General features: G+C 70.7%; 26 protein-coding genes. 10 read left to right on the top strand and 16 right to left on the bottom strand.

Annotated elements, in window-relative coordinates; translation table 11 throughout:
- Nucleotides 1-129: 129 nt before the first annotated feature.
- The 4 genes from JT362_RS22365 to JT362_RS22350 are packed head-to-tail and all read left to right on the top strand — an operon-like array spanning nt 130 to nt 4462.
- Nucleotides 130-1725, top strand: coding sequence for an MDR family MFS transporter (locus tag JT362_RS22365; protein WP_260193555.1), 1596 nt, complete (start codon nt 130-132; stop codon nt 1723-1725).
- Nucleotides 1718-3151 carry a DHA2 family efflux MFS transporter permease subunit gene (locus JT362_RS22360; protein WP_260193554.1) on the top strand — a complete coding sequence of 478 codons (1434 nt, stop codon included), beginning with the start codon at nt 1718-1720 and terminating at the stop codon, nt 3149-3151. Before JT362_RS22365 ends, JT362_RS22360 begins: the two co-directional genes overlap by 8 nt.
- A 5-nt stretch (nt 3152-3156) precedes the next feature.
- Nucleotides 3157-3711, top strand: coding sequence for an NUDIX hydrolase (locus tag JT362_RS22355; protein ID WP_260193552.1), 555 nt, complete (start codon nt 3157-3159; stop codon nt 3709-3711).
- 16 nt (nt 3712-3727) lie between these two features.
- Entirely contained in the window at nt 3728-4462 is a 735-nt protein-coding gene (locus JT362_RS22350) for a class I SAM-dependent DNA methyltransferase (protein ID WP_260193551.1), read from the top strand.
- Nucleotides 4463-4469: 7 nt separating this feature from the next.
- On the opposite strand, the gene JT362_RS22345 is transcribed toward JT362_RS22350, so the two are convergent.
- Entirely contained in the window at nt 4470-5591 is a 1122-nt protein-coding gene (locus JT362_RS22345; protein WP_260193550.1) for a DegT/DnrJ/EryC1/StrS family aminotransferase, read from the bottom strand.
- Nucleotides 5588-6049, bottom strand: coding sequence for a sugar 3,4-ketoisomerase (locus JT362_RS22340; RefSeq protein WP_260193548.1), 462 nt, complete (start codon nt 6047-6049; stop codon nt 5588-5590). The genes JT362_RS22345 and JT362_RS22340 overlap by 4 nt, the downstream gene beginning before the upstream one ends.
- Nucleotides 6050-6142: 93 nt before the next feature.
- Here JT362_RS22340 and JT362_RS22335 point away from each other — a divergent pair, with 93 nt between their 5' ends.
- The 4 genes from JT362_RS22335 to JT362_RS22320 all read left to right on the top strand — a co-directional run bounded on the left by JT362_RS22335 (nt 6143) and on the right by JT362_RS22320 (nt 11159).
- Nucleotides 6143-7315 (top strand): glycosyltransferase, encoded by a 1173-nt coding sequence (locus JT362_RS22335; RefSeq protein WP_260193547.1) that lies wholly within the window; start codon nt 6143-6145, stop codon nt 7313-7315.
- Nucleotides 7316-7417: 102 nt separating this feature from the next.
- Nucleotides 7418-8764 carry a nucleotide sugar dehydrogenase gene (locus tag JT362_RS22330; RefSeq protein WP_260193546.1) on the top strand — a complete coding sequence of 449 codons (1347 nt, stop codon included), beginning with the start codon at nt 7418-7420 and terminating at the stop codon, nt 8762-8764.
- Between the two features lie 129 nt (nt 8765-8893).
- Nucleotides 8894-9880: an NAD-dependent epimerase/dehydratase family protein gene (locus tag JT362_RS22325; protein WP_260193545.1), complete on the top strand. Its 987-nt coding sequence runs from the start codon at nt 8894-8896 to the stop codon at nt 9878-9880.
- A gap of 58 nt (nt 9881-9938) precedes the next feature.
- Nucleotides 9939-11159 (top strand): acyltransferase family protein, encoded by a 1221-nt coding sequence (locus tag JT362_RS22320; protein ID WP_260193544.1) that lies wholly within the window; start codon nt 9939-9941, stop codon nt 11157-11159.
- 22 nt (nt 11160-11181) lie between these two features.
- Here JT362_RS22320 and JT362_RS22315 read toward each other — a convergent pair whose 3' ends face one another.
- The 7 genes from JT362_RS22315 to JT362_RS22285 all read right to left on the bottom strand — a co-directional run bounded on the left by JT362_RS22315 (nt 11182) and on the right by JT362_RS22285 (nt 17633).
- Nucleotides 11182-11736, bottom strand: a complete 555-nt coding sequence (locus JT362_RS22315) for a DUF2269 family protein (RefSeq protein WP_260193543.1) — start codon at nt 11734-11736, stop codon at nt 11182-11184.
- Nucleotides 11737-11835: 99 nt separating this feature from the next.
- Entirely contained in the window at nt 11836-12219 is a 384-nt protein-coding gene (locus tag JT362_RS22310; RefSeq protein ID WP_260193541.1) for a hypothetical protein, read from the bottom strand.
- Between the two features lie 112 nt (nt 12220-12331).
- A complete protein-coding gene (locus JT362_RS22305) occupies nt 12332-13105 on the bottom strand; it encodes an SDR family NAD(P)-dependent oxidoreductase (RefSeq protein WP_260193539.1) in 774 nt (257 codons plus the stop codon).
- A 24-nt stretch (nt 13106-13129) separates the two neighbouring features.
- Nucleotides 13130-13975, bottom strand: a complete 846-nt coding sequence (locus JT362_RS22300) for a GNAT family N-acetyltransferase (protein ID WP_260193537.1) — start codon at nt 13973-13975, stop codon at nt 13130-13132.
- An 11-nt stretch (nt 13976-13986) separates the two neighbouring features.
- Complete coding sequence (locus JT362_RS22295; RefSeq protein WP_260193535.1) at nt 13987-15270, bottom strand: erythromycin esterase family protein; 1284 nt, start codon at nt 15268-15270, stop codon at nt 13987-13989.
- Nucleotides 15271-15368: 98 nt separating this feature from the next.
- The gene (locus JT362_RS22290) at nt 15369-16403 is read right to left on the bottom strand and encodes a methyltransferase (RefSeq protein ID WP_260193533.1); all 1035 of its coding nucleotides are present in this window, start codon (nt 16401-16403) and stop codon (nt 15369-15371) included.
- Nucleotides 16404-16448: 45 nt separating this feature from the next.
- On the bottom strand, nt 16449-17633 hold the full coding sequence (locus JT362_RS22285) for an RCC1-like domain-containing protein (RefSeq protein ID WP_260193531.1): 1185 nt from the start codon (nt 17631-17633) through the stop codon (nt 16449-16451).
- Between the two features lie 200 nt (nt 17634-17833).
- Between JT362_RS22285 and JT362_RS22280 the strand changes: the two genes are divergently transcribed.
- Nucleotides 17834-19054 carry a cytochrome P450 gene (locus JT362_RS22280; protein ID WP_260193529.1) on the top strand — a complete coding sequence of 407 codons (1221 nt, stop codon included), beginning with the start codon at nt 17834-17836 and terminating at the stop codon, nt 19052-19054.
- A gap of 13 nt (nt 19055-19067) precedes the next feature.
- The gene (locus tag JT362_RS22275; RefSeq protein WP_311202740.1) at nt 19068-19265 is read left to right on the top strand and encodes a ferredoxin; all 198 of its coding nucleotides are present in this window, start codon (nt 19068-19070) and stop codon (nt 19263-19265) included.
- 54 nt (nt 19266-19319) lie between these two features.
- Here JT362_RS22275 and JT362_RS22270 read toward each other — a convergent pair whose 3' ends face one another.
- The 7 genes from JT362_RS22270 to JT362_RS35445 all read right to left on the bottom strand — a co-directional run bounded on the left by JT362_RS22270 (nt 19320) and on the right by JT362_RS35445 (nt 26484).
- Nucleotides 19320-20501: a DUF418 domain-containing protein gene (locus JT362_RS22270; RefSeq protein ID WP_260193527.1), complete on the bottom strand. Its 1182-nt coding sequence runs from the start codon at nt 20499-20501 to the stop codon at nt 19320-19322.
- Between the two features lie 32 nt (nt 20502-20533).
- The gene (locus JT362_RS22265) at nt 20534-22168 is read right to left on the bottom strand and encodes an outer membrane protein assembly factor BamB family protein (protein WP_260193526.1); all 1635 of its coding nucleotides are present in this window, start codon (nt 22166-22168) and stop codon (nt 20534-20536) included.
- Between the two features lie 125 nt (nt 22169-22293).
- Nucleotides 22294-22761 (bottom strand): hypothetical protein, encoded by a 468-nt coding sequence (locus tag JT362_RS22260; protein ID WP_260193525.1) that lies wholly within the window; start codon nt 22759-22761, stop codon nt 22294-22296.
- A gap of 12 nt (nt 22762-22773) precedes the next feature.
- A complete protein-coding gene (locus JT362_RS22255) occupies nt 22774-23100 on the bottom strand; it encodes an antibiotic biosynthesis monooxygenase family protein (protein WP_260193524.1) in 327 nt (108 codons plus the stop codon).
- Nucleotides 23097-24332: a beta-ketoacyl synthase N-terminal-like domain-containing protein gene (locus JT362_RS22250; RefSeq protein WP_260193522.1), complete on the bottom strand. Its 1236-nt coding sequence runs from the start codon at nt 24330-24332 to the stop codon at nt 23097-23099. Before JT362_RS22250 ends, JT362_RS22255 begins: the two co-directional genes overlap by 4 nt.
- On the bottom strand, nt 24329-25597 hold the full coding sequence (locus JT362_RS22245; protein ID WP_260193519.1) for a beta-ketoacyl-[acyl-carrier-protein] synthase family protein: 1269 nt from the start codon (nt 25595-25597) through the stop codon (nt 24329-24331). Before JT362_RS22245 ends, JT362_RS22250 begins: the two co-directional genes overlap by 4 nt.
- A complete protein-coding gene (locus tag JT362_RS35445; RefSeq protein WP_311202739.1) occupies nt 25594-26484 on the bottom strand; it encodes a cupin domain-containing protein in 891 nt (296 codons plus the stop codon). The genes JT362_RS22245 and JT362_RS35445 overlap by 4 nt, the downstream gene beginning before the upstream one ends.
- Nucleotides 26485-26491 lie beyond the last annotated feature (7 nt).

Genomic DNA, 26491 nt, shown 5'->3' with positions numbered 1-26491 from the left:
GTGCTCAAGGCTAACTCGACGGACCGGCGGGACGGTTTCCCAGCCCCGGTGGGACCTCGGGGAGACTCCGCTGGGACGCCGCGCGGGTCACGCTGGAACGACCTACGCCCAGCCCAGGAGGAGGCCCCGATGGCCGCAGGCACACCAAGGGACGCGGCAGGGGACGCGACAGGGGAGGCGTCGTCTCCGCAGGTCGGGCTCGCCCCGTGGCAACTGCGGACGGTGCTGATCGTGCTGCTCACCGGTCAGCTGCTCTCCGCGCTCGACCAGACGATCGTGGGCACCGCGCTGCCGACGATGGTGGGCGAGTTCGGTCAGATCGACAGTTTCTCCCTGGTCGTCACGTCGTACCTGCTGACCACCACCGCCGCGATGGCGTTGTACGGGAAGCTGGGCGACCTGTACGGGCCGAAACCCGTCTACATGTCGTCCATCGCGATCTTCACCGTCGGCTCGCTGCTCGTCGGGTTCAGCCAGGACATGACCCAACTGGTCCTGTTCCGCGCCCTCCAGGGCCTCGGCGCCGGCGGCCTGGTGGTGCTGGCGTTCACCATCTCCGCGAGCGTCGTGCCGCCCCGCCAGCTCGGCCGGGTGCAGGGCATGGTCGGCGCGATGTACGCGCTGGCGTCGCTGGTCGGGCCGCTGGTCGGCGGGGCGTTCACCGAGTACGTGTCCTGGCGCTGGTGCTTCTGGATCAACGTGCCGATCGGCTTGATCGGGCTGGTCGTGCTGGCCAGGAACCTCAAGCTGCCCCGGATCAGCCGGCCCGCGTCGGTGGACTACGTCGGCGCCACGCTGCTGGTCGCGACGATCTCGGTGCTGGTGCTGGTCAGCATCTGGGGCGGCACCGAGTACGCCTGGGGCTCGCCGACGATGCTCGGCCTGATCGCCGCGGCGGTGGTGCTGATCGCGGCGTTCCTGGCCTGGGAGCGGCGCGCCAAGGAGCCGATCGTGCCGCTGGGCATCTTCCGGGTGCCGGAGATCGCGCTGGCCATGGTGGTCACCTTCATCATCGGCGTGGCGACCATCGGCGCCTACTTCTTCCTCCCGATCTACCTGCAGGTCGTGCGCGGGGACGACCCGACGATGGCCGGACTGAACCTGCTGCCGCTGATGATCGCGGTCATGGTCGGCTCCGGGCTGTCCGGCTGGCTGATCGCCGCGGTGCTCGGCCGGACCAAGGTCGTGGTGGTCGCCGGGGTGGCGACCATGGCCGGCGGCCTGTTCCTGCTGTCCCTGCTGGACGCGTCGACCCCGGCCTGGCAGCTGTGGCTGTTCCAGGCGGTGCTCGGCATCGGCATGGGTATGGTGATCTCCAAGCTGATCATCGCGGTGCAGAACCTGGTGAGCCGCCGCGAGCTCGGCGCGATCACCGCGCAGGCGAACTTCATCCGGGTGATCGGCTCGGCCATCGGCGCCGCGGTGTTCGGCGCGCTGCTGGCCGCCGGGCTCGTGTCCGCCGGCACGTCCGGCGTGACCGACAACGCGGTCTACCAGGACCCGGCGGCCATCAAGGAGCTGGCCACGACGCACCCGGAGGTGTACCCGCAGGTGATCGAGGCGTTCACCGACTCGCTGCGCACCGTGTTCCTGACGGCCGGCGGGCTGATGGTGGTGGCGTTCCTGCTGGCCTGGTTCCTGCCCAACACCGTGCTGCGCGACGAACACGGGCACGGGCACGGCGGCGACGCGCCCGAACGGGAGAAGGTGGGCGCCGGTGAGTGACGCGCCGCCGCTGGACCGCAAGGTCCTCGGAGTCGCCCTGATCGTCGCGCTCGGCGCGGTGACCGCGATCATCGACATGACGATCATCGGGGTCGCCCTGCACACGCTGACCGACGAGTTCGGCGTCGGCCTGTCGACGATCCAGTGGGTGACCACCGCCTACATCCTGGCCGCGGCCATGGTGGTGCCGCTGACCGGCTGGGCGACGGACTTCTTCGGCGCGCGCAGGCTGTGGCTGGCGGCGGCGGTGATCTTCGCGGTCGGCTCGCTGCTCGCCGGGCTGGCCTGGTCGGTGCCCAGCCTGATCGCGTTCCGGATCGTGCAGGGGATCGGCGCCGGGCTGATCGCGCCGGTCGGCACGTCCATCGTGGCCAGGACGGCCGGCCGGGAGCGGATGGGCCGGGCGATGAGCGTGGTCGGGGTGCCGCTGGTGCTCGGCCCGGTGCTCGGCCCGGTGCTCGGCGGGGTGCTGATCGACACGGTGTCCTGGCGGTGGATCTTCCTGATCAACCTGCCGATCGGCGCCATCGCGGTCGCGCTGGCCTGGTTCGTGTTCGACCGCGACCCGCCGAGGGAGGCGGGCGACGGTATCGACCTGCGCGGTTTCCTGCTGGTGTGCCCCGGGGTGACGCTGCTGGTCTACGGGATCGTCAACGTCTCCTCGGCCGCCGACCTCGCCTCGACCGGGTTCCTGCTGCCCGGCGGGGCCGGGATCGTGCTGCTCGCGCTGTTCGTGCGGCACGCCCTGCGGACCGCGAAACCGTTGCTGGACCTCAGGTTGTTCGGCAACCGGGTGTTCACCGGCGCGGCCGGCATCCAGTTCCTGATGAACGCCACGCTGTCCGGCTCGATGATGCTCTTCCCGCTCTACTACCAGATCGTGCACGGCGAGTCGGCGCTGGTCGCCGGGCTGCTGCTGGCGCCGCAGGGGATCGGGGTCGCGATGATGATGCCGATCGCCGGCCGGCTGGTGGACCGGGGCAAGCAGGCGCCGCTGGTGCTCGCCGGGATCCCCCTGCTGGTGCTGGGTTTCTTCTCCTTCACCCAGGCCGGCGCGGACGGCGGCTACCTCCGGCTCGGCCTGTCGCTGTGGATCATCGGCGTCGGGGCCGGCTGCACGATCATGCCGGCGATGACCGCCGCCTACCGGGCGCTGAACCCGATGAAGATCCCGCACGCGACCGCCACCTTCTCGATCGTGCAGGAGTTCGGTGCGTCCACCGCGGTCGCGTTGTTCGTGGTGGTGCTCGACGCCAGGCTGCGGACCGCGCCCGAGCCGGCGGCCGCGTTCGACGTGGTGTTCTGGCTCCCGCTGGTGCTGACCATCGCCGGCCTGCTGCCCGCGCTGCTGCTCGCCTGGCGCCGCCGGGGTCCGGTTCCGCCCTCGGCCGGGCCGGAGCCGGAGCCGGCGGCGGTCCAGGGGTAGCGGCGATGCGCTGGACCGTGCACGGGGAGCGGCGGTTGTACAGCAGCCCCTGGATGTCGCTCGAACTGTCCGATGTAGAGCGGCCGGACGGCGTGCGCTGGGAGCACCACGTGGTCCGGCTGCGCGGGTCGGTCGGCATCGCCGTGCTGGACCCGGCCGACCGGGTGCTCATGGTGTGGCGGCACCGGTTCACCACCGACACCTGGAACTGGGAGCTGCCCGGCGGCTGGGTCGACCCCGGCGAGTCGCCCCGGCAGGCCGCGGCGCGCGAGGCGGAGGAGGAGACCGGCTGGCGGCCGGCGCGGCTGCGTGAGCTGACGTACCTCCAGCCGGTCGCCGGCATCACCGACGCCGAGCAGTGGATCTACGTCGCGGACCGCGGGCACTACACCGGTCCGCCGGTGGACGCCTACGAGTCGGACCGGATCGACTGGATCCCGCTCGCCGACGTGCCCGAGCTGATCCGGAGCAGGCGGATCGTCGGCGGGGTGTCGGTCGCCGGGCTGCTGCAACTGATCGTCGACCGCGCGGAGGAACAGCCCCGCCGGTCGGTCGCCTGAGGAGGGAACGAAACCGATGCACGACCCACGTCCCGCGTTCGACGACCGCTACGCCACCATCTACGACCTGATCTACCAGGGCCGGGGCAAGGACTACGACGCCGAGGCCGCCGACCTCACCCAGCTGGTCACCACGCGGCGCCCGGACGCCCGTTCCCTGGTGGACGTCGCCTGCGGCACCGGCCTGCACCTGCGCGGCTTCGCCGACCGGTTCGAGCACGTCGAGGGCGTCGAGCTGTCCGAGGACATGCTGACGATCGCGAAGGGCAGGCTGCCGTTCGTGCCGCTGCACGTCGGCGACATGCGGGACTTCGACCTCGGCCGCACGTTCGACGCGGTGACCTGCCTGTTCGCCGCGGTCGGCCACATGCGCACGGTCGAGGAGCTGCGGACGGCGGCCGACCGGCTGGTCGCGCACCTGGAGCCGGGCGGCGTGCTGGTCGTCGAGCCGTGGTGGTTCCCGGACAACTTCCTGCCGAACTACGTCGGCGGCGACATCGTGCGGCGCGACGGCTACACGATCTCCCGGGTCTCGCACACCACCGCCGACGGCCTGGTGACCACGATGACCGTGCACTACGTGGTGGCGACCGAGGAGGACGGCATCCGGCACTTCACGAACACCGTGGTCAACACGCTGTTCACCCGCGAGCAGTACGAGACAGCCCTGCGGGACGCGGGCTGTGTGACGGTCGAGTACCTGGTCGACGGCCCGTCCGGCCGGGGCCGGTTCGTCGGGGTGCGCGGGTAGGCGCGACTCACGCCGCGGCGCGGCCGCCGATCTCGGCCATGGCGGCCCGCACCGCGGCGATCACCGTGGTCACCTGGTCGTCGGTCAGGTGCGGGCCCATCGGCAGGCTCAGCACCTCGGCCGCGGCCCGCTCGGCCAGCGGCAGCGAGCCGGCCGGCCAGCCGGCGTCGGCGAACGCCGGTGCGCGGTGCGCGGCGACGGGGTAGTGGCTGAGCGTGCCGACCCCGGCCGTGTCGAGCAGGTCCCGCAGCCGGTCGCGGTGCGGGGTGCGGACCACGAACAGGTGCCACACCGGGTCCGCCCAGGCCGGCACCTCGGGCAGCACCAGACCGTCCACGTCGGACAGCTCGGCCAGGTACCGGGCCGCGATCGTTCGCCGGCGCGCGTTCCACTCGTCCAACCTGGACAGTTTCACCCGCAGGACGGCGGCCTGCAGCTCGTCCAGGCGCGAGTTCGTGCCCTTGACCTCGTGCTGGTACTTCACCCGGGAGCCGTAGTTGCGCAGCAGCCGGACCCGCTCGGCCAGCTCGGCGTCGTTGGTGACCAACGCCCCGCCGTCGCCCAGCGCGCCCAGGTTCTTCCCGGGGTAGAAGGAGAACGCGGCCGCGTACCGGGAACCGATCCGCTCCGCCCGGTGGTGCGCGCCGTGCGCCTGCGCGGCGTCCTCGATCACCGGGACGTCCCCGGCGGCCTCGGCGATCGCGTCCAGGTCGGCCGGCTGCCCGTACAGGTGCACCGGCATCACGGCCCTGGTGCGCGGGGTGATCGCGGCCGCGAGTCGGGCCGGGTCGAGGTTGAGCGTGCCGGGATCCGGCTCGACCGGAACCGGCGTGGCGCCGGTCGCGGCCACCCCGAGCCAGGTCGCGATGAACGTGTGCGACGGCACGACCACCTCGTCGCCCGGCCCGATGTCCAGGCCGCGCAGGGACAGCGTGATCGCGTCCAGCCCGGAGCCGAGCGCCACGCAGTGCTCCGCCCCGCAGTACGCGGCGAACTCCGCCTCGAACGCGCGGACCTCGGGGCCGAGCAGGTACCACCCGGAGGCCAGCACCCGCGCCACCGCCGCGTCCACCTCGGACTGGAGCTCCCGGTACGCGGCGCCGAGGTCCAGGAACGGAACGGGTGTCACGCGATCGCCCGCGCGTCGCGGAGGTACTCGTCGTAGTCGCGGTAGTACTCCGACTCGTCGTAGGGCTCGGACACCAGCCACAGGCCCACGGTTCCCGGCGCGAAGGCGACCATGTCCCGCCACACCATCGGTCCGACGTACAGGCCGCGGCTCGGGTCGTCGAGCACGAACCGCGCGCTGGCGTACCCGTCGTCCACCACGACCTCGAAGCTGCCGTGCACGGCGACGATCAGCTGGCGCAGTCTGCGGTGGCCGTGCGCGCCCCGTTCGGCTCCGGCCGGCACGTGGTGGATGTAGTAGGCCCGCCGGATCTCGAAGTCGACCTCCTTGCCCGGCTCGACCACGGTGAGCTTGCCCCGCGGGTCGCTGTGCTCGGTGAGGTCGACCATGCGGCACGGGGAGATCCGGCCGACCGCGGGCTGGGTGGCGTTGTCGGACTGCGGAAGCACATCGGTCACGGGGCACGACGATGCCGCATCCCACTCGGAGTGTTCTCGAAGGCTTCTCGAAGCCCCAACGGTTTCCGGATTTCCGTGGCTAGCATCGACGGTATGCGCGTTCTGTTCTCGAGCCTCTCGGCGTACGGGCACTTCTTCCAGCTCCTTCCCCTGGCGGTCGCCGCCCGCGAGCGCGGCGACGAGGTGCTGTTCGCCACCGGCGAGGTGCGGCACCAGCTGCTGAGCGGCCTCGGGCTGACCCCGGTGCTGGCCGGCCGCTCCACCGACGAGGTGGTCGGCGACGCCGTCGGCGCGGTGCGCGCCGAGCACCCCGACTTCGACCAGCTCGCGCAGGAGCGGCAGCTGGAGCTGATCTCCACCCGGTTCAGCCGGCTGATGCCGCAGGCGTTCGTCGACGCCCTGCGCCCGGTGTTCGCCGAGAACCGGCCCGACCTGGTGGTCCACGGCGGGTACTGCCCCGGGCCGGGGCTCGCCGCCGCGGTCGACGGGATCCCCGCGCTCTGTCACGGCACCGGCCGCGCCAGGGCGGACGACGACCAGCGGATGGCCAGCACCGCCGTGGTGCTCCGCGAGTACGCCGCCGAACTCGGCGTGTCGCTGCCCGACGAGTACGCCGTCCACCTCGGCAACACCTTCCTCGACATCTGCCCGCCGTCGATGCAGAACCCGCACTTCCTCGCCACCGCCGACCGGGTGGAGCTGCGCCCGGTGCCGTTCAACCCGCCGGCCGAGCTGCCCGGCTGGGTGCGCACCCGCGACCGCGGCCGGCCGCTGGTCTACCTGACCATGGGCACCGAGTCGGACTCGGTGGAGATGCTCCGGCACGCCATCGACGGCTTGTCCACACTGGACGTCGACGTGCTGGTGGCCACCGGGAAGCTGCCGGTCGAGGCGCTGGGCGAGGTGCCGGCGAACGTGGTCGTCGAGGCCTGGGTGCCGCAGGCGGACCTGCTGCCGTACACCGACCTCGTGGTGCACCACGGCGGCAACGGGACCACGTTCAGCGCCATGTCCGCCGGGCGCCCGCAGCTGTTCCTGCAGAACAAGCCGGGTCCCGACCAGCTCCTCAACGCCGACATGGTGGTCGAGGCCGGCGCCGCGCAACGCCTGCTGCTCGAGGAGGTCGACGCCGAGGCGGTGGCCGACCGGGCCCGCGCGCTGCTCGGCGACGGCGCCCGCCGCGACGCCGCCACCGCGATCGCCGACGAGATCGCCGGGATGCCCGCGCCGGAGGCGATCGCCGCCCGGCTGAAGTCCTACACGTAGGACCGAATCCCACCGCGTCGGTGATCTCTGGCCCACGACGCGGGGACCGCCCGGAAGACAACCTTGGTCTGTCGGGCGTCACGTCTGCTGAGGAGCCAGAGCATGCAATTCCTTTCCGGCAAAAAGGATCTGAAGGTCGCGGTCATCGGGCTCGGCTACGTCGGCTCGTGCATCGCGGCCACCCTCGCCGACCGTGGCCTGGACGTCGTCGGAGTCGACGCCAATCCCAAGCTGATCGACGAGCTGTCCGACCGGTACTGCCGGTTCGCCGAGCACGGCCTGGCCGAGCTGCTGTTCGCCGGGATGGACGCCGGCCGGCTGCGGGTCACCACCGACACCGCCGAGGTCACCGCGGCCGACGTCGTGCTGATCACCGTCGGCACCCCGGTTCGCGAGGACGGCTCGCTCGCCGACGAGCAGCTGCAGAGCGCCTGCCTCGAGCTGAGCACCCGGATCCGCAAGGGCCAGCTGCTGGTGCTCAAGTCCACGGTCCCGCCCGGCACCACGCGGGGCACCGTGCTGCCGCTGCTGCAGCGCAGCGGGCTGGTCGGCGGGCGCGACTTCGGGCTCGCCTTCACCCCGGAGCGCCTGGCCGAGGGCACCGCGCTGGCCGAGCTGAACTCGTTCCCGATCGTCGCCGGCGGCCTGGACGCGGACAGCGCCGCGGACGCCGCCGAGTTCTGGCGCTCGGCCATCGGCGTCGAGGTGATCCCGCTGGACTCGCTGGAGGCCGCGGAGATCGTCAAGCTCGCCGACAACTGGTGGATCGACCTGAACATCGCGCTGGGCAACGAGCTGGCCAAGTTCTCCGCGCTGTTCGGTGTGGACGTGCTGGACGTGATCTCGGCGGCCAACTCGATCCCCAAGGGCAAGGGGATGGTCAACATCCTGCTGCCCAGCGTCGGCGTCGGCGGCTCCTGCCTCACCAAGGACCCGTGGATGGCCTGGTACTCCGCCCGCGAGCGGGGCCTGGAGATCCTGACCGCGCCGGCCGGCCGGCAGGTCAACGCCGGCATGCCGGAGTACACCGCGCAGCTCGCCATCGACGAGCTGACCAAGCAGGGCAAGGACCCGGCCACCTCGACGATCGCCGTGCTCGGCCTCGCGTTCAAGAACAACACCGGCGACCTGCGCGCCACCCCGACCAAGGACGCGGTCGCCGCGCTGGCCCGCGCCTGCGGCGAGGTGCGGATCCACGACCCGCTCGTCGAGGTCGCGGAGGCCGAGGCGATGTTCGGCCTGCCGGTCACCGAGTCGGTCGAGGACGCCGTACGCGGCGCCGACTGCGTCGCGATCCTCGCCCTGCACCGGGACTTCGCCGACCTCGACTTCGCCGCGCTGCCGGTCGCCGACGACTGCCTCGTCCTCGACGGCCGCGCCTACTACTCCCGCGAGAAGATCGCCGAGCTGCGCGCCCTCGGCTACGGCTACCGGGGAATTGGACGGTGAAGCGCCCGTGTCCACCTCAAAAACCGTCACCCCAGGGGAACGTGACGCAACTCAGTCACAAGTACGTGACCAATCCCAACACGCACTATTCGACGCGACCAACCGTAAAAAGTTCGGGGAGGCGGAACAGTGAGTAGGGCGGTGGTCACCGGGGGCTGCGGGTTCATCGGCAGCCACCTGGTGGAGCAGCTGGTCGCCCGCGGCGACGAGGTCACCATCCTGGACGGCACCCCGCCGCCGGCCTGGCAGGAGACCGCCCGCCGGCACGCCAGGTTCGTCCAGGGCGACATCCTGGACCGGGAGTCGCTGGCCGGGGTCATCACCTCCGAGGTGGACGTCGTGTACCACCTGGCCGCCGTGGTCGGGGTGGACAACTACCTGGCGCGCCCGCTGGACGTCATCGACGTGAACTTCACCGGCACCCGCAACGTCCTCGACCTCGCCACCGACGCCGGCGCGCGGGTGGTGGTCGCCAGCACCAGCGAGGTGTTCGGCAAGAACCCCGCGGTGCCGTGGCGCGAGGACGACGACCGGGTGCTCGGCGCCACCGCGGCCGACCGCTGGACCTACAGCTCCAGCAAGGCGCTCACCGAGCACCTGACGTTCGCCTTCGTCCGCCAGCGCGGGCTCGAGGCGACCATCGTGCGCTACTTCAACGCCTACGGTCCCCGGCAGCGCCCCGGCTTCGTGGTGAGCCGGTCGGTGCACCGGGCGCTGAACGGCAAGCCCATCGTGGTCTACGACGACGGGCAGCAGACCCGCTGCTTCACCTACATCGACGACGCCATCGCCGGCACGCTGCTGGCCGCGGACAGCGCGGACGCGGTGGGCGAGGCGTTCAACATCGGCAGCATGGTCGAGACCACGATCGCCGAGGTCGCCGAGACCGTCGCGGACCTGGCCGGTCCTGGCGTCGAGGTGACCAAGGTGGACACCGGGGTGAAGCTGGGCAGCTCCTACGAGGACCTGACCCGCCGGGTACCGGACAACACCAAGGCGCGCACCCGGCTCGGCTGGGAGTGTGCGACACCGCTGGCGACCGGGGTCGCCGACACGATCGCGTGGGCGCGGGAGAACCCGTGGTGGCTCGCGCTGCCCGACAGCGGGGCGCACTGAGGTGCGTCAGGTTGCCGGGCACGGGCCGGGGGAAGGTTCAAGACAGGAGAGGTAAGACATGACGGCATCGCCCATCGCCGAGCCATCGGGTGGTTTACCCCCGGCGAGCTCAGCCAAGGACAAGCAGTACGCGAAGGCACACATCGGGTTCGCCTGGCTGCGCATGTTCGGTGCGCTGGTGGTCGTGCTCGAACACAGCTGGGCGCTCATCGACCCGGAGAACCCGTCGCTGTTCCCGGCACACTGGCACGTCGGGGACGTCGCCATCCTCGCGTTCTTCGCGATGAGCGGCTACCAGGTGCAGGCAAGCTGGGAGAACGACCCGTCCTGGTGGCGGTTCAGCGCCCGGCGCCTGCTGCGCATCATCCCGCCCCTGGCCGTCATGCTGGTCGTCACCTCGCTGCTGGTCGGCGCGCTGTTCACCACGCTGCCGGTCGGCGACTACTACGCCAACGGCGCCACCTGGCAGTTCCTGCTCGGTGCGTTCCCGCTGGTGCTGTACCACACGCTGCCCGGCGTGTTCGAGAACAACTTCAGCAACTACTCGATCAACCCGTCACTGTGGACCCTGCCGATGGAGCTGGTCGGCTACGCGGCGATCCTGGTGCTCGGCGTGCTGCTCGCCTTCCGGGTGACGCGCTGGCTGATGGTCGTGGTGCTGCTCGGGCTCGGCGTGTGGCGGGGCATCTACGTCGCCACCATCGGCGACTACGGCGCGGGTGGCTACTTCTTCGACACCCCGCTGAATTTCATGGTGAAGTTCCTGATCGCCTTCGGGGTCGGCGCGGTGCTCTACAAGTTCCGGGACCGCATCTCGCTGCGGCCGCTCGCCGCGATCGCGCTGTTCGCGGTCTGGCTGCTGGTCAACTTCACCATCGCCCCGGAGGCCGTCGACGCGACGCCGAACTGGAACGGCGGTGCCGCGGACTCGGTCGCGCTCACGCTGTTCAACCAGTACCTGATGCTGGTGGCCGCCGGCTACGGCGCGATCACGCTGGCCCACCACTGGCCCAAGGCGCTGGAGAGCAGCGGCCGGTGGGTGATGGGCAGCTACGGCATCTTCATCTGGGCGGGCGTGATCCAGCAGTCGGCGATCGCGCTCGGCGTGTCCGACCAGTGGACGCTGCTGGTGCTCTCGCTGCCGCTGTCCTACCTGCTCGGCCTGCTGTCCTGGCACTACGTGGAGCTGCCGACGCAGAAGCTGCGCCGGTTCCTGCGGGCCAAGGACCTGAGCGTGCCGGACAAGCCGGAACGGTCCGAACCGGCCAACACCCGGTAGCCGAGACGGGGCGGGGCCGTGCTCAGCGAGTCTGGGCGCGGCCCCGCTTCGTGCGTCCCCACGGCTTGAACACCGACAGGACCACGCAGGTGGTGTAGATGGTGGTGGAGATGATGCCGGCGGAGATGAGCGCGGTGACGTCGCTGGTCTCCAGCTGGACCAGCTCGCCGGCCGGCGTCGCGTTCACCTCGTCGCGCATCCCCTTCAGGCCGGGCACCAGGGAGAACGTGGTCAGTGCGACGGTCAGCACGGTGAGGCAGAACTTGGTCAGCACCCACTTGTGCCGCAGCAGGCCCCACTGGGTGCCCAGGGCCAGCAGCAGCCCGGTGAGGAACGCGGTCCACGCGACCGGGATCAGCAGGATGTCGGCGATCGTGCCGAGGGCGCGGAACATCGCGTGCCGCACCTCCGGGCTGTCCGAGGCCATGCCGGTGATCGCGAGCGTGACGTCGGCGAAGGTCAGGCCGAGCCAGCTGACCGCCGCGATGATGTGCAGGACCAGCACGGTCCGGCGGACCCTCGGCGGCATCGGTGTCGTGCGCCTGGCACGGGTGCTCTCGGAGTCTCGAACGGACACGGTCGCCTCTTCCACTGTCGTGACGGACACGAGAATGCCCTGAACGACGCGCCCGGGACGTGTTCGGTGTCCCAGGAGCGCCGTTCAGGGCGTCTGGACTCAGTTGGTGACGGTAGCGGACTTGCGGTAGGCCGCCCTGGTCGCCGCGATCCCGCCGAACAGGGCCAGCACGATGCCGATCACCCGCACCCAGGTGCCGGCGAAGTGGCTGAACGTGCTGGTGTCGACCAGCTGGTCCGCGGAGGTGGCGAAGGTTCCGCCCGCCTCGAAGAGCGCGATCAGGACCGCCACGATCGGGGTCCACCGCCACGGGCCCTTGGCGAGCAGCGCGGCCGCGATCAGGAGCAGGACGAAACCGGGCGGCACGACCGGCATCTCCGCGCCCGCCACGTAGAGAATCGCGATGCCGAGCGCAGCGACGAGCAGTCCGACCAGGGTGACGCGATACGGGGTCGACGACTGCAACTGCTTTACGTCGGCCATTTTTCTCCTCCTTCAGCGGGAGTTCGTGAAACTACTCAACTGTATTCTCCGGACAGCGCTCGGTGCGCATTCCGGTATTCGTCTCCGACCCGCTCTCGACCCGTTTCCGAGGTCAGATCATCACCTTTCCGCCGGCGACGTCCAGGGTCTGCCCGGTGATCCAGGACGAGGCGTCGGAGGCCAGGAACAACGCGGCGTCGGCGCAGTCGTCCGGCGTGCCCCAGCGGGCGATCGGGAACTGCTTGGCCACCTGCTCGCGGACCTGCTCCGGCAGCCGCTGCTCCTGCCGCTCGGTGAGGATCGCCGACGGGGCGATGGCGTTGATCCGCACGCCGTGCGCGCCGGTGTCCAGGGCGACCCGCTTGGTGAACATCAGCACGCCCGCCTTGGCCGTGGCGTAGGCGATCGACGACCGGCCGGGGGACCGGCCGGCGGACGAGGCCATCGTGATGACCGAGCCGCCGCCGAGCGCGATCATGCCGGGCAGGAACGCCTGCACGGTCAGGAACGTGGCGGTCAGGTTGCCGTCGACGACGGTGTGCCAGTCCTGCTCGTCGATCTCGTCCAGCGTGCCCGGCCCGAGGTCGAACCCGGCGAACGCGGCGAGCACGCCGACCTGGCCGAACTCGCGCTCGGCCGCCCGCACCAGGTCGGCGACCGCGGCCTTGTCGGTCACGTCGGCGGCGACGCCGGTCGCGGTGCCGCCCTCGTCCCGGATCGTGTCCACCACGGCCTGGATCGCGTCCTTGTCCCGGCCGCTGACCACGACCTTCATGCCGTTGGCCGCGAAGTGCCGGCAGGTCCGCGCGCCGATGCCCCGCGATCCCCCGGTCACCACGGCGACCTTGCCCGCGAGGTCGGGATAGCGGGCCATGTTCGGATCCATCTGATCTCCCATTCGCCAGCCGCCTCATTCGTAGATGTGCTCGACGACGTCGACCAGTCTGCGGAAGCCCACCTTCTCCACCACGGCCAGCATCGACTCGTACTTCAGGAAGTGGGTGCACACGCACGCGTCGGCGCCGTCCTCCAACGCCCTGGCCACCACCTCGCCGAGCACCAGGGTGGCGATGCCGCCGTCGCGGTGGTTCGGCGAGACGAACACGCCCGACGGACGCACCACGCCGTGCAGCGGCGGGTTCCAGCCGGCCGCGCCGGCCGCCTCGCCGGCCGAGGTCTCCCACACGATGAGGCGCTGGTTGGCGATCTGGCCGCCGACCATGTGCTGGGTGCGGCGCAGGATCTCCTCCGGCGACAGGCCGGAGTCCCGCATCCCCGCGGTGAACCACTCGGCCACCACGTCCTGGTCGTCCTCGGTGGCCAGCCTCGGCCTGCCGTCCGGGTTCACCGGCCGGGTGGTCTCGGTGCACCGCATGATCCACTGCGCCCGCTCGTTGCCGACCCGCTGCCCGGTGAGCTCGGTCCAGCGGGCGGAGAACGCGGTCGCGGCCCCGGTGGGTCCGTTCACCCCCGGCACCGGCTCGCCCTCCTTGGCCAGGTGCTCGGCGAGCGCGACGGCCGCCTCGGCCGGCATGTCGGAGATCGTCATCCGGTACGGCGACCTGGCGAACGCGGTGCCGACCACCGCACCGGCGTCGGTGACCGTCGCGAAGACGGGCTCCCGGTCGCCGGGCGGCACGCCGTTCGGGTCGAGCGCGTGCACCAGCAGCACGTTGTTCTCCACCGGCTCGCGGACGAGCCAGTCGCCGGCCGTCGCCATGAACTCCGCGGGGTCGGCCGTGGTCGTTACCTGCATCGCACGCTCCGTCACAGGATCCGGGTGGGGGTGAGTTCCTTCTCGTGGATCAGCACGTCGTACCACTCGGCCAGCGTTCCGCCGGTCAGGTAGTAGCCGTCGGCCGGCTGGTCGGCGGCGCAGATCGAGCCGATGACCCTGGCCTTGGCCGGGCGGTCCAGCCACTCCCGCACGATCGGGGGAACTCCGCGGTGCAGGTTCAGCAGGTACCTCGGCGAGCCGTAGTTGTGGAAGTAGCGCTCGACGAAGTCCGGCGACTGGACCGGCGCGGGAACCGGGCCGCTGGTGAACGGCGGCAGGCCCCAGCCGGAGTTGACGGTGCCGCTGGTGAACGTGATGCCGATGGAGAAGTACCCGTCGCCGAACAGGTCACGCAGGTGACCGCCGGTCGGCTTGAAGGTCAGCGTGCCGCGCGGCGGGACGCTGATCGTCAGCTCGTCGGCGCGCACGCTGTGCGCGTTGGTCGACCAGTAGGCGATCCGGTGGCCGGTGTACCGCTGCCACCAGGCCAGGTTCTCCGCCATCTTCTCGTCGCGGTAGCCGTCGTCGACCAGGTGGTAGGCGTAGTGCTCGTAGAAGGCCACGATCTGCCTGGTCTGCTGGACGAACCACTCGTGGTCGCCGTCGGTGTGCGGCAGCGACTCGACCAGGGCGAGCGCGGACCGCGCGTGCTCGACGTAGCGGTCCTTGTCGCGCACCTCGCCGATGAACCAGCGGACGTGCTCCTCGCGGGTCGGCCGGAGCACCGCGAAGTGCTCGGCCAGCTCGGCGGCCCGGTCCGGTGCCACCGCCTCGACGTGCGCGCTGACCTCGTCGTAGAGCGCCGCGCGGGTGTCGATCACGCCCGCGCCGACGAACCGCACCGGCTCGTCGCTGGTGGTGTTGAACTCGCGGATCCACTCCAGCAGGTCGCGGGTCTCGCCGACCCGCCACGGCACGCCGGTGCCCTTGACCAGCGCGTCCAGGTCACCCTCGCCGGTCCGCACGTACCGGTCGATGTCCCGGGCGACGTCCCAGTCCTCCTCGGTGGCCACGGTGCGGAAACCGAGCCGCTCCACCAGGACCCGGATGATCCGGTGGGTCTGGGTGAACTGCTCGCTCCCGCCGTAGGTGGACGGCCCGATGCCCACCACGACCGCGTCGCCGACCATGCCGGCGAGCGGTTCGATGTCCCGCAACGGCTCCGTCGGGTCCGCTGTGGACAGTGGAAGGCCGTACTGCCGGATCCACTCGGTCACCTCCGCCTTGACGAGGGCCTCGTCCGGGGCCTCACCGGCGGCGCTGTGTGCGTTCACAGTCGTTTCTCTCCTCAGCCTGGAACGGCACCGGCCACCACGGCGGGTGGCCGGTGCCTGTCGAATCTCCAGCGTGGCGCAGGGCCCTCGTAACTCGGTCAGTCGACCGGCACGGCCTCGATGATCGAGAACGCGGTCTGGGTCGGCACCACCCGCTCGAGCCGGTAGCCGGCCTGCCGGAAGACCTCGGCGTACTGCTCCTCGGTGCGCAGGAAGCCGGCCATGGTGACCAGCATCATCACGTCGAAGTACTTCACGAACTTCTGCACGCCCGGCCGCAGCACCAGCTCGGTGGCCGCGATCCGCGCGGTCGGCGACGCGTCCCGGCACCGCTTGAGCACCGACAGCAGCTTCTCGTCGTTCCACGAGTGGGTGATCTGCTTGCAGACGTACAGGTCGACGCCGGCCGGCACGGTCTCGAAGAAGTCACCGGCGTGGAACTCCAGCCGGCCGCCCTCGATCAGCCCGGCCAGGTCCGGCCGCGCCTTGGCCTGCTCGATCACCGGCGGCAGGTCCGCGAGCACGCCGCGGGAGACCGACGGGTACTGCTCCAGGATGGTCGCCAGGTAGGTGCCGGTGCCACCACCCAGGTCGGCGACCACGCCCGCCTCGCCGAACTTCGGGTAGTCGGCGACGATGCGCGGGCCGAGGGTGGCCGAGAACTCGTTCATCGCGGCGTTGAACTCGCGGCCCTTGTCCTGGTTGCGCCCGAGGAACGCCCACAGGTTCATGCCGTACGCCTCGTCGAAGGCGGCCTGGCCGGTCTTCACGCTGTGGCCGAGCTTGGCGTACGAGCGCCACAGCCACTCCGACGCGGCGAACTGCGACATCACGTGCTGGGAGTTGGGCACGCCGGCCCGCAGCAGCTCCGAGCGCGACGTGTTGGCGAACACGCCCGGCTCCACCTCGGCGAAGATGCCGTCCTCGGCGAGGATCTGCAGGGTCGACTGGAGCGCGTGCTGGTGCGCGGAGGTCTTCTCGGCCAGCTCGGCGATGCCGAGCGGGCCGTCCGCGAGCAGGTCGGCCACCCCGAGCTCGGCGGCGATGCCGAGGCACTGCCCGGACGTCGGGAACATCAGGTCGAGCAGGACCTGGACGTCCTTGACCGTCGTGTCGGTCGATTCGGTGCTCATGTCTGTTCCGTGCTCCCTTGCTGGTCAGCCTGTGGTCTGGTGGGCCTACTTCTCGGTGTGGATCGCGATCGTGCTGCCGCCGCCGGGCAGCTCCCGGAAACCGGGCACCTCGCCGGAGACGGTGACCTGGCGGACGCCGGTCAGGTTGGGCACCTGCGCGGGCTTGGTCTGCAGCTCGGTGTGGCCGAGGCCGAGCTCGCCGAAGTCGTTGTTGCCCCAGGCCCAGACGGTGCCGTCCGCGCCGACCGCGATGCTGTGCCCGGCGTCGCCCGGGTTGTCGTCGCCACCGCCGCCGGTCGCCACGACCTGGGTCGCGCCGGTCACCCCGAGCACCTCGACCGGGGTGGCGCGCTCGACGGTGGTGCCGTCGCCGCACTGACCGCGGTCGTTGATGCCGCAGGCACGCACGGTGCCGTCCTGCAGCAGGATCAGCGTGTGGTGGTACGCACCGGCGACCGCCTTCACGCCAGACACCTGGGCCTTCACCGGGGTGCGGTACTCGCGCTTGCGGCCGGTGGTGGCGCCGTCGCCGAGCTGGCCGCAGTCGTTGAGGCCCCAGGTGGTGAGGGTGCCGTCCTGGTGCACGACCAGCGAGTGCCCGCCGCCGGTGGCGACGAAGGTGGCCTCGCTGATCCCCTCCACCTGCGCGGGCAGCGCGCGGAGCGGGTACTCCCGGCCGGCGTGCACCTGCACCAGCGAGCCGGGCCGCTTGCCGGTCTGGTCGCCGTCGGCCAGCTGCCCGCAGTCGTCACGGCCCCAGGCCCACACCGTGCCGTCGTCCAGCAGGGCGAGTGCGTGGCTGCCGCCCGAGGAGAGCTGGACGATGTTGTCCGGCGCGTCGATCCGCACCGGAACCGGGTGCACCCGCATGTTGTCCGGGCCGAGCATGCCGAAGAAGCCGGCGCCGCAGCCCCACACGCTGCCGTCCTCGAGCAGGTACAGGGTGTGCCCACCGCCGGGGGCGACGGCCTTGATCCCGTCCAGCTTCACCCGGACCGGCTCGGTCTGCTGGTCGGTGGAGCAGTCGCCGATCTGCCCGAAGCCGTTGCGCCCCCAGCCGTAGGCGGAGCCGTCCTCCATGATCGCGATGATGTGGCCGCTGCCGCCCTCGATCGTGCGGACACCTTCGAGACCCTTGATCGGCTGTGGGGTTTCGGCCTGTCCATCGGTGGTTCCGTTGGAGAGCTGGCCATTGGTGTTATCGCCCCACGCGCTGACGATTTCTTTCATGCTGGAACCTCTCGTTCTCGGATTCACCGTGGAAGTCGGACCCCGTGATCGGACATTTTGGTCTTTCGACATCGATGATGAATTCCTTCAGGTGCTCACGCCAGGGTTCTCGAACCGTCCTTGAGTGCGCGGCCAGAAGGGCACGTCATGGTAGGGACAGCGGAAAAGTGACCGAAGTAGAACCGATCCGGAAGGTTGCCATGGCACCGGCATCTACCCCGCCCGACCTGCCGCGCACCCGCACGAACCCGTTCGACCCGCCACCGGAGTACGCCGCACTGCGCGCGGAGGCGCCGATCTCGCGGTTCGTCTGGCCCAACGGGGTCGAGGGTTGGCTGGTGACCACCTACGACGAGGTGCGCAAGCTGCTGGCCGACCCCAGGCTGTCGATCAACCGGTTCAACAGCCCACCGCCCTCGGTGTCGGTGGTGAAGGACCGCAAGCCGGAGGCGATGCTGCCGCGGTCGCTGGTCGCCATGGACCCGCCGGAGCACACGCCGTGGCGGCGCGCCATCGTACGGGAGATGACCCCGCGCTGGGCCAGGTCGATGGAGCCGAGGATCCAGGCCATCACCAGGGAGTACCTGGAGCGCATCCGGGACACCGGGCCGCCGGCCGACCTGGTGCCCGAGCTGGCGCTCCCGGTGCCGTCCAGGGTGATCTGCGAGGTGCTCGGCGTGCCGGCGGCCGACCAGGAGTTCTTCCAGGAGCAGGCCGAGGTGCGCAGCCAGGTCGGGGCGCCACCGGATCGGGTGAACGCGGCCACGACCGCGCTGTACGAGTACCTCGACCAGCTCGTCAGCGACAAGCGGAAGGCCGGCGACGCCGAGGACGTGCTGGCCCGGCTCGCCCGCGCGGAGATCGCCGGCGAGCCCGCGCCGCACGACATCGTGGTCGGCCAGGCGATGCTGTTGCTCATCGCCGGCCACGAGACCACGGCGAACATGATCGGGCTCGGCGTGGCGACCCTGATGGACAACCGCGAGCGGATCGCGGACCTGTCGGACACGGTCAAGGGCGCCGCGCTGGTCGAGGAGATCATGCGGATGCACGCGATCATCCAGTGGGGCATCATCCGCCGGGCCACCGCCGACATCGACCTCGAGGTGAACGGCGAGAACGTGCACATCGCGGCCGGCGACTGGGTGGTGAGCTCGCTGGCGTCGGCGAACCGGGACGAGAGCCGCTACGGCTGCCCGCACGCGGTGGACACCGGCCAGAACCAGGCGCCGCACCTGACGTTCGGCTACGGCGTGCACCAGTGCGCCGGGCAGAGCCTCGCGCGGACCGAGGTGCGGGTGGTGCTGCGCGAGCTGTTCGCGATGTTCCCCGAGCTGCGCACCACCTCGCCGGTGGCGGAGCTGCGGTACCGCAAGGACATGTGGGTCTACGGGCTGTTCGAGTGCCCGGTCGTCTGGTGACGGGGTGGTAGCGGTGATCAGGGTTTCCGTCGACCGGAGTCGTTGCTGCGGCGCGGGTCTGTGCGCCCAGGACCTGCCGGACGTGTTCGACCAGGGCGACGACGCGGTCGTGGTCCTGCTCGACGAACACCCGGCCGACGAGCTCGCCGACGACCTGGACGACGTCGCGTTCGCCTGTCCGTCCGGCGCGATCCGCGTCCACCGCGACTGACACCGTCCACACAGGAAAGCGGGTGACCTCCTCGGCGGAGGTCACCCGCTTTCGCTATGCCCGCGTTCGCCCGTAGGTCATCCGCCGGTAGAAGGTCTCGGCCGGACCGCGGATGCCCCTGCGTGCCATGGCATCGGCCATCAGGACCGTGACCAGCCACACCCCGACACCCATGCCAGCCGCGGCGATGTTGGACATGGAGTTCTGCAGTCCCAACAGGTACGGCGCGCTGAGCACCATCCAGGCCACGGACTGCAGCAGGTAGCAGGTCATCGACCGCTGCCCGGTGGCGACCAGCGCGCCGACCACCGGTCCTCGGCGCTGGCCGATCCGGATGGCGATCAGCGCGAAGACCGCCGCGTACCCGAAACCGCCGGCGTAGCTGGACATCAGGTTCACCCAGTACACGCCGGTGTAGGTCATCGGCGACGCCTGCCACATCCCCACGCTGAGCAGCGCGTACGGCAGCCCGGCCAGCACCGAGATGGTGACGCCGTAGCCGGCGACCGCGCGCAGGAGCTTCCGGTTGCGTTCCGGTTCGTCCAGCACGCGGCGCCGGGCCGCCCACACCCCGATCAGGAAGGGGAACACCGCGTTGGCGAACGCCAGCGGCATCATCAGCGGCCAGCCGAGCCGGTACTGCAGGTCGCTCAGCACGGTCGCCTCGCCGGGAGCCACGCTGTTCCAGCCGATGAGCAGCTGATAGATCATCGGCAGCCCGAACGCGTAGACCAGCGTTCCGCCGGCCAGCCAGGCGAACGCGTGCGCGAGCAGGCGGCGGCCGGCCCACCGCAGCGCTCCGGCGAAGGCCAGCACGATCAGGCCGTACACGGCGAGCATGTCCCCGAAGAACAGCAGGACCGTGTGTGCCAGGCCGATGACGACCAGCCAGAGGCCACGCCGCCGCAGCAGCACGCGCAGCACCGGCCACTCCTGCCCGTCGGCGGTGCCGCGGTGGTAGAGCTGGGCCACGCCGTAGCCGAACAGCACGGCGAACAACGCGAAGCCGCGATCGTCGGCCAGCAGCGTGGTCAGCCCGCTCACGGCGAGGTCCACCGGGTCGGACGCGCTGAACCCGCTGCCGCTCCACGCCGACCGGAACACCGACGCGTGCACGATGGCGATCAGCAGCAGCATGAAGCCGCGGGACAGGTCCGGGGCCAGGGCGCGTAACGAACTGGCCCGTGGTGCCAGGGAACCCGGCACCGAGGGTCTTACTGTGAGGTTGTCGGTCATGGAGTCGTCCGTTCGATCAGTGGGGACAGCCGTCACTCCAGGCCGAAGGCCAGCAGTACCGTGCCCTTGTCGGTCGGGTAGAACGGGTAGTAGCCGGCCATCACGTAGACCATCCCGTCGGCGATCACCGCGCCGCCGTTGCCGGACAGCGCGCTGCCCCGGCCGGGGCCGTTGACGCTCTGGAAGTCCCGGATCGCGTCGAACTCGAACAGCTGCTCCCCGGTGCGCGAGGAGAAGATGCGGAACTTGCCGTCCGCGCTGCCCTCGTAGATCAGCCCGGGCGAGCCGCTGACCGCGGCCGTGTAGATCGGCATGCACAGCTCCGGGTGGGCCGCCGCGCCGCCGGTGCTGCAGCCGTCCTCCGGGTGCGGGCTCTCCCAGACGATCCGGCCGTTCCTCGGGTCGATCTTGTAGATCGTGCTCGGCTCCTCGTACCAGGTCGCCGCGTACAGGTACCGGCCGTCGAACACGCTGCCCCACTGCACGCCGACGCCGCCGTGCGGGCCGGGCGCCAGCTCCACGTCCCACACCAGCCGCCCGGTGCGCGCGTCGAAGGCGTAGTACATGCCGTTCTTCTGGCCGATCGTGACCAGCGTGCGGCCGCGGAACTTGATCACGTTCGCGGACGCGCCGAAGTCGGCGTCCAGCGCGGTGGTGCCCTTCCCCGGGCAGTACGCGCCTGGGTTCTCCTGCTCGCACGCGGTGGTGTAGGTGTCCGGGAACGTCATCCGGTTCTTCCAGCGCACCTTGCCGGTGTCCATCGACAGCGCGACCACGCTGTTGATGTCGCCCTCGGAGCCGGTGGTGTTCTGGCCGGTACCGACGAAGATCGTCCTGGTCTTCAGGTCGGCCACCGGGCTGCCCCACACGCTGCCGCCGGACGGGGCGTACTTGGTCGCGCCGCTCGGCCAGGTGCCGACCGCCTCGGCCGGGCGCATCGTGTAGTAGGACCAGATCCGCTCACCGGTGTCCGCGTCGAGTGCGACGACCTGGCCGCGGTGCCGGCAGCAGGGGTACTCCGGGTCGCCGGCGAGGCCCGCCTCCAGGGTGGACACGCCGATGTACAGGCGGCCGCCGATCACCAGCGGGGAGCTCGTCATCGCCGAGTTGGCCTGCTCGCTGGCCCGGTGGACCCACACCTCCTCGCCGGTCTCGCGGTCCAGCGCGAAGACCCGGCCGGTGGAGTCGCCGAAGTAGACGGTGTCGCCGACCACCGCGGCGCCGTCCCGGATGCCGTTCGGCGACCCGTCCGGCAGCGGTCCGGTGACCTCGGTGATGTTGTAGGTCCAGCGCGCCTCGCCGGTCTTGGCGTCCAGCGCGGCGAACTCGCCGTCGGGACCACCGACGTACAGCACGCCGTCGGCCACCGCGGGCTGGCTGCCCACCCGGGCGTACGGCACGTGCGCGAACGTGTGCGACCACTTGAGTTCCAGCTCGTCCACGTTGTGCGGCCGAATCCGTCGCTCGTCGGCGTTGTAGCGGGTGCCCTGGGGGTTCAGCTGCCAGGTCGGCCAGTCGCTGGAACGCCAGTGCTTCTTGGAATCCGAGTCGCCGCTCGCGGCGGTGGGTCCGGACGCGGCGGTGATCCCCATCGCGGCGATCGTCACGGCGGCGAGGCCGGCGCCGAACGCCTGCCAACGACGCCGCGCGCTCTTCGGTAAGTGCACGACACCTCCCGAGGTGCTTGGAGTGCATAGTTGTCCAGGAAAAGATGATCCCCGCCCGGCAGGTCGGGCGGGGATCTCTCGAGCGGTCGGAACGGTTGACTGTCAGCGTTTCTCGAGTGTCCTAACTAGATGGTCAGGATCGCGGCGAGGTACGCCGCCACCGCGAGGATGCCGCCGTAGGTCCGCACCTGGTGGGCGATGTGCCAGATGTGCCGCTTCTTCGCCCACTGGTCGTCGTCGACGGTGTCGACGCTCCACTTCTCGATCTGCCGCCAGATCGGCCGGTTGACCCCCTCGGAGGCCAGGCCGACGATCAGCATGCCGACGCTGCCGATGATGAACAGCGCCGCGGAGCCGCCGCCCGTGGTGGCGAACGCCGCGATCACACCCACCCCGGCCGCGATGATGCCGTTCCACACCGCGATCGGGTGGAACACGTGCATGTCGATGCGCTGGCACGTGCTGACGTACTGGCTGTAGGGCAGGCCGTTGAGCAGTGGCAGGATCGACAGCTTCATGATCCAGAGGGTGCCGAGCTGGATGCCGGCCGCGGCCAGCACCCAGACACTCATGATGGTGAGGGACGTGGTCATCTCTTCTCCTACTCAGCCCGCCAGCCTTCTCGTGGTGTTGGCCGTCTCTTCCCGGATCTCGAACTTGATCGACCTGGCCTCGGTCATGCAGGCGCGCATCGGCCCGGCCAGCTCCCGGTGCCCCGGGCTCTGCTCCCAGGCGACGAAGTGGTCGAGCGACTCCCACTCGCTGGTGATCAGCCACTGCTCCGGGTCGGTGGTGGACTGGCACACCTGGTCCAGCACGTGCCCCGGCACCCCGCCGGCCACCTGGTAGCGGATCCGCTCGTAGGCGGCGAGGAACCGCTCCACGTTCTCCGCCGGCACCCGGATGAGGAACACGATTCGCGCCCTGCTCATGACTCCTCCTCGTAGCGGCCGACGACGAGCGCGGTGTTGTACCCGTCGAACCCGCGGGCGTTGATCAGCGCCAGCGACGTCCGCTGCGTTGTCGGCTCGGTGACGAAGTTCAGCTCGCAGCCCGGTGCCGGCTCGGTCAGCCCGGGCGTGGCCGGCAGCGTGTCGTACCGCATGGCCTGCAGCGCGGTGGCCACGTCGACCGCCGCGCCGCCCTGGTACATCCGCCCCAGCCGGCCCTTCTGCGTGGTGACCCGGACGTCGTCGCCGAACACCGAGCGGATGGCCTCGGCCTCGACCCGGTCGCACTCCGGCACGCCGAGCGCGTCCGGGAACACGACGTCCACGTCGGACGCCTGCCGCCCGGCCCGCTCCAGCGCCACCCGCATGGCCCGCGCGACCTGCCCGGTGTCGCCGCCGTCGCCAGGACGGGAGGCCCGGCCGTCGTGCGTGGCACCCCAGCCGAGCACCTCGCCGTGGATGACCGCGCCGCGTTCGCGCGCGTGGTCCAGGTCCTCCACCAGCAGCACGGCACCGCCCTCGGCGGCGACGTAGCCGGCGGCACCGGCCGCGAACGGCTGGTAGGCGGTGTCCGGGTCGGTGCCGGTGGCCAGCCGCCGGGTGGCGAGCTGGCAGGTCAGCGCGTACGGCGACAGCGGGCCCTCGGTGCCGCCGGCGAGCACGACCTTCGTGCCGCGCCGGACGGTCCTGGTGGCCTGCGCGAAGCTGTCCAGCCCGCCCGCGCTCTCCGCGACCAGCACGCTGCACTGGCCCTTGAGCTGGTGCAGGATCGAGATCTGGCCGACGCTGGCCGCGTAGAACCACGCGATCGACTGGTACACGCTCACCGCGCCGTCCGGCTCCGCCCACAGCGACTGCAACTCGCCCTGGCCGAACTCGTTGCCGCCGGACGACGACGCCAGCGCGACCGCGGTGTCGTACGGGTCCATCGCGGACAGGTCGACGCCGGAGTCGTCCAGCGCCTCCTGGGTGGCCGCGAACCCGTGCCAGGTCCACCGGTCGGTGGCGACCTTGAGCCGGGGCGTGACGTACTCGTCCGGGTCGAAGTCGGCCACCTCCCCGGCCAGTGAGACCGGGTAGCCGGACGCGTCGAACCGGGTGATCGGCGCCAGTTTCGAGCTGCCGTCCAGCACGGACTTCCAGTGCGCGTCGGCACCCACGCCGGACGGCGCGACCACCCCGATGCCCGTGATCACCGCACGGGGCTGACTCATGACGCCTCCTTCAGGCGGCTGAACACCATCGCGGACTGGAACCCGCCGAACCCGCTGCCGACCGACAGCGCGACGTCCACGTCTGCCTCCCGGGCGGTGTTCGGCGTGTAGTCCAGGTCGCACTCCGGGTCGCGGTTGGCCCAGTTGGCCGTCGGCGCGATCGTGTTCCGGTCGATGGTGAGCGCGCACGCGGCCATCTCGATCGCGCCGATCGCGCCGAGCGAGTGCCCGACCATCGACTTGATCGAGCTCACCGGGGTGCGGTAGGCGTGGTCGCCGAGCGCCTTCTTGAACGCCGCGGTCTCGTGCCGGTCGTTCTGCTTGGTGCCCGAGCCGTGCGCGCAGATGTAGTCCACATCGGACGGATTGGTGCGGCCCTGGTCCAGGGACACCCGGATGGCCTCGGCCATCTCCAGCCCGTCGGGCCGCAGCCCGGTCATGTGGAACCCGTTGGATCGGCTGGCGTACCCGGTCACCTCGCAGTAGATCTTCGCGTCCCGCGCGAGCGCGTGCGAGAGCTCCTCGAGGATCAGCACCGCGCCACCCTCACCCATGACGAAGCCCTTGCGGGTCGCGTCGAACGGGCGGGAGGCGTGCTCCGGGTCGTCGTTCTCCGGCGTGGTCGCCTTGATCGCGTCGAACGAGGACACCGTGACCGGCGAGATCGGGCTGTCCGACGCGCCGGCGATGATCACGTCCGCCTCGCCGTCCTGCACCAGGTGCCAGGCGTACCCGATCGCGTCGATGCCGGACGTGCACCCGGTCGACACCACCTGCGTCGGACCGTGCGTGCCGTACCGGTGCGCGATGTCCGCCGACAACGACGAGGGCACCAGCGCCTGGTACAGGAACGGCCCGGCGTAGGTGTGGTCCACGAGCCAGTTCTTGCCGGTGTTGGACACCGCGACGTACTCGTCCTCCAGGGCCATCGTGCCGCCGACCGCCGAGCCCATCACCACGCCGGTGTTGTCCAGCGTCTTCTCGTCCAGCTCCAGCCCGGAGTCGGCCAGCGCCTCGGCCGCGCAGGCGAGCCCGAACTGCACGTACCGGTCGGCACGCCGGATCTCCTGGGCGGTCAGGCCGGCCGCGACCGGGTCGAAGTCGGCCTCGGCGGCCACCCGGGAACGGAACTTCGTGGCGTCGAAGAACGTGATCTTCCGGGTCGCGGTGCGGCCGGCGGTCAGCGTCGACCAGAAGCCCTCCCGCGTGACGCCACCGGGGGCGACCACGCCGACCCCGGTGACCACTACCCTCCGATGATTCATCGCTGCTGCTCCCGGGCGGCCAGGATCTTTTTCGCGACGGCGGCCGCCTCCTCGCGGGTCTCGGTGTCCACGTGGCCGAGCTCGGGCCGGGGCGCGAGCGGGCCGAGGTGGAAGACCGCGAAGACCTCGTCCGAGCCGACGTTGCGCAGCCGGTGCCTGGTCTCCTTGGGCACCAGGATCGCGGTGCCGGCCGGAACCGGGACGACGGTGTCGTCGATGTCGGCCTCCAGCTCACCGCGGATGCAGAAGACGAACTCCTCGCTGTACGGGTGGTAGTGCTCGGCGATGGCCTCACCCGGCTGGAGCGTGGCGCCGCCCATGAACCCGGAGGTGGAGCCGACCGTGCGCGGGGACAGCAGGGTCTGGATCGTCGCGCCCCGGCGGTGGTCCTGGGGGCAGTCGTGGATCGAGACCGTCTTGAACTCCGAGGCCCGCCGCGAGTGGTAGACCTTCTCGATCTTGTCCTTGATGACCTGCATCTGGACCTTGGAGTTCTTGTTGATGTTGTTGACCATCCACTCGTCGTCCACCGGTGCGGTGTCCTTCATGTGGAAGTCCTGCACCCAGCGCAGGATGACCCCGCCCTCGACCTCCTCGTAGTACCAGTCGAGGTTCATGTACTCGAACGGACCGGTCTCGATGCGGTGCGAGTGCGTGCGCTTCTCGTCGTAGTACCGGGTGCGCTCGCTGACCCAGCTCCAGGTCTGGCCGTTGTCGTCCGGGTACATGGTGAGCCGGAAGGTGATCGTGTCGCCCTCCTCGCTCACCACCTCGGTGGCGGCGTACTCGGTGAACAGGTTCGGCCAGTTCGGCACGTCGTTGGTGATGTCCCAGACCAGCTGGAACGGCGCCTCGATGCGGATCTGGTTGTCGGTGTGCCCAGCCATGTCACTC

Source organism: Actinophytocola gossypii (assembly GCF_025165815.1).
Taxonomy (GTDB): Bacteria; Actinomycetota; Actinomycetes; order Mycobacteriales; family Pseudonocardiaceae; genus Actinophytocola; species Actinophytocola gossypii.
Note: the sequence above shows the minus strand (reverse complement) of the source record. Positions and strands in the feature narration are given on the sequence as shown.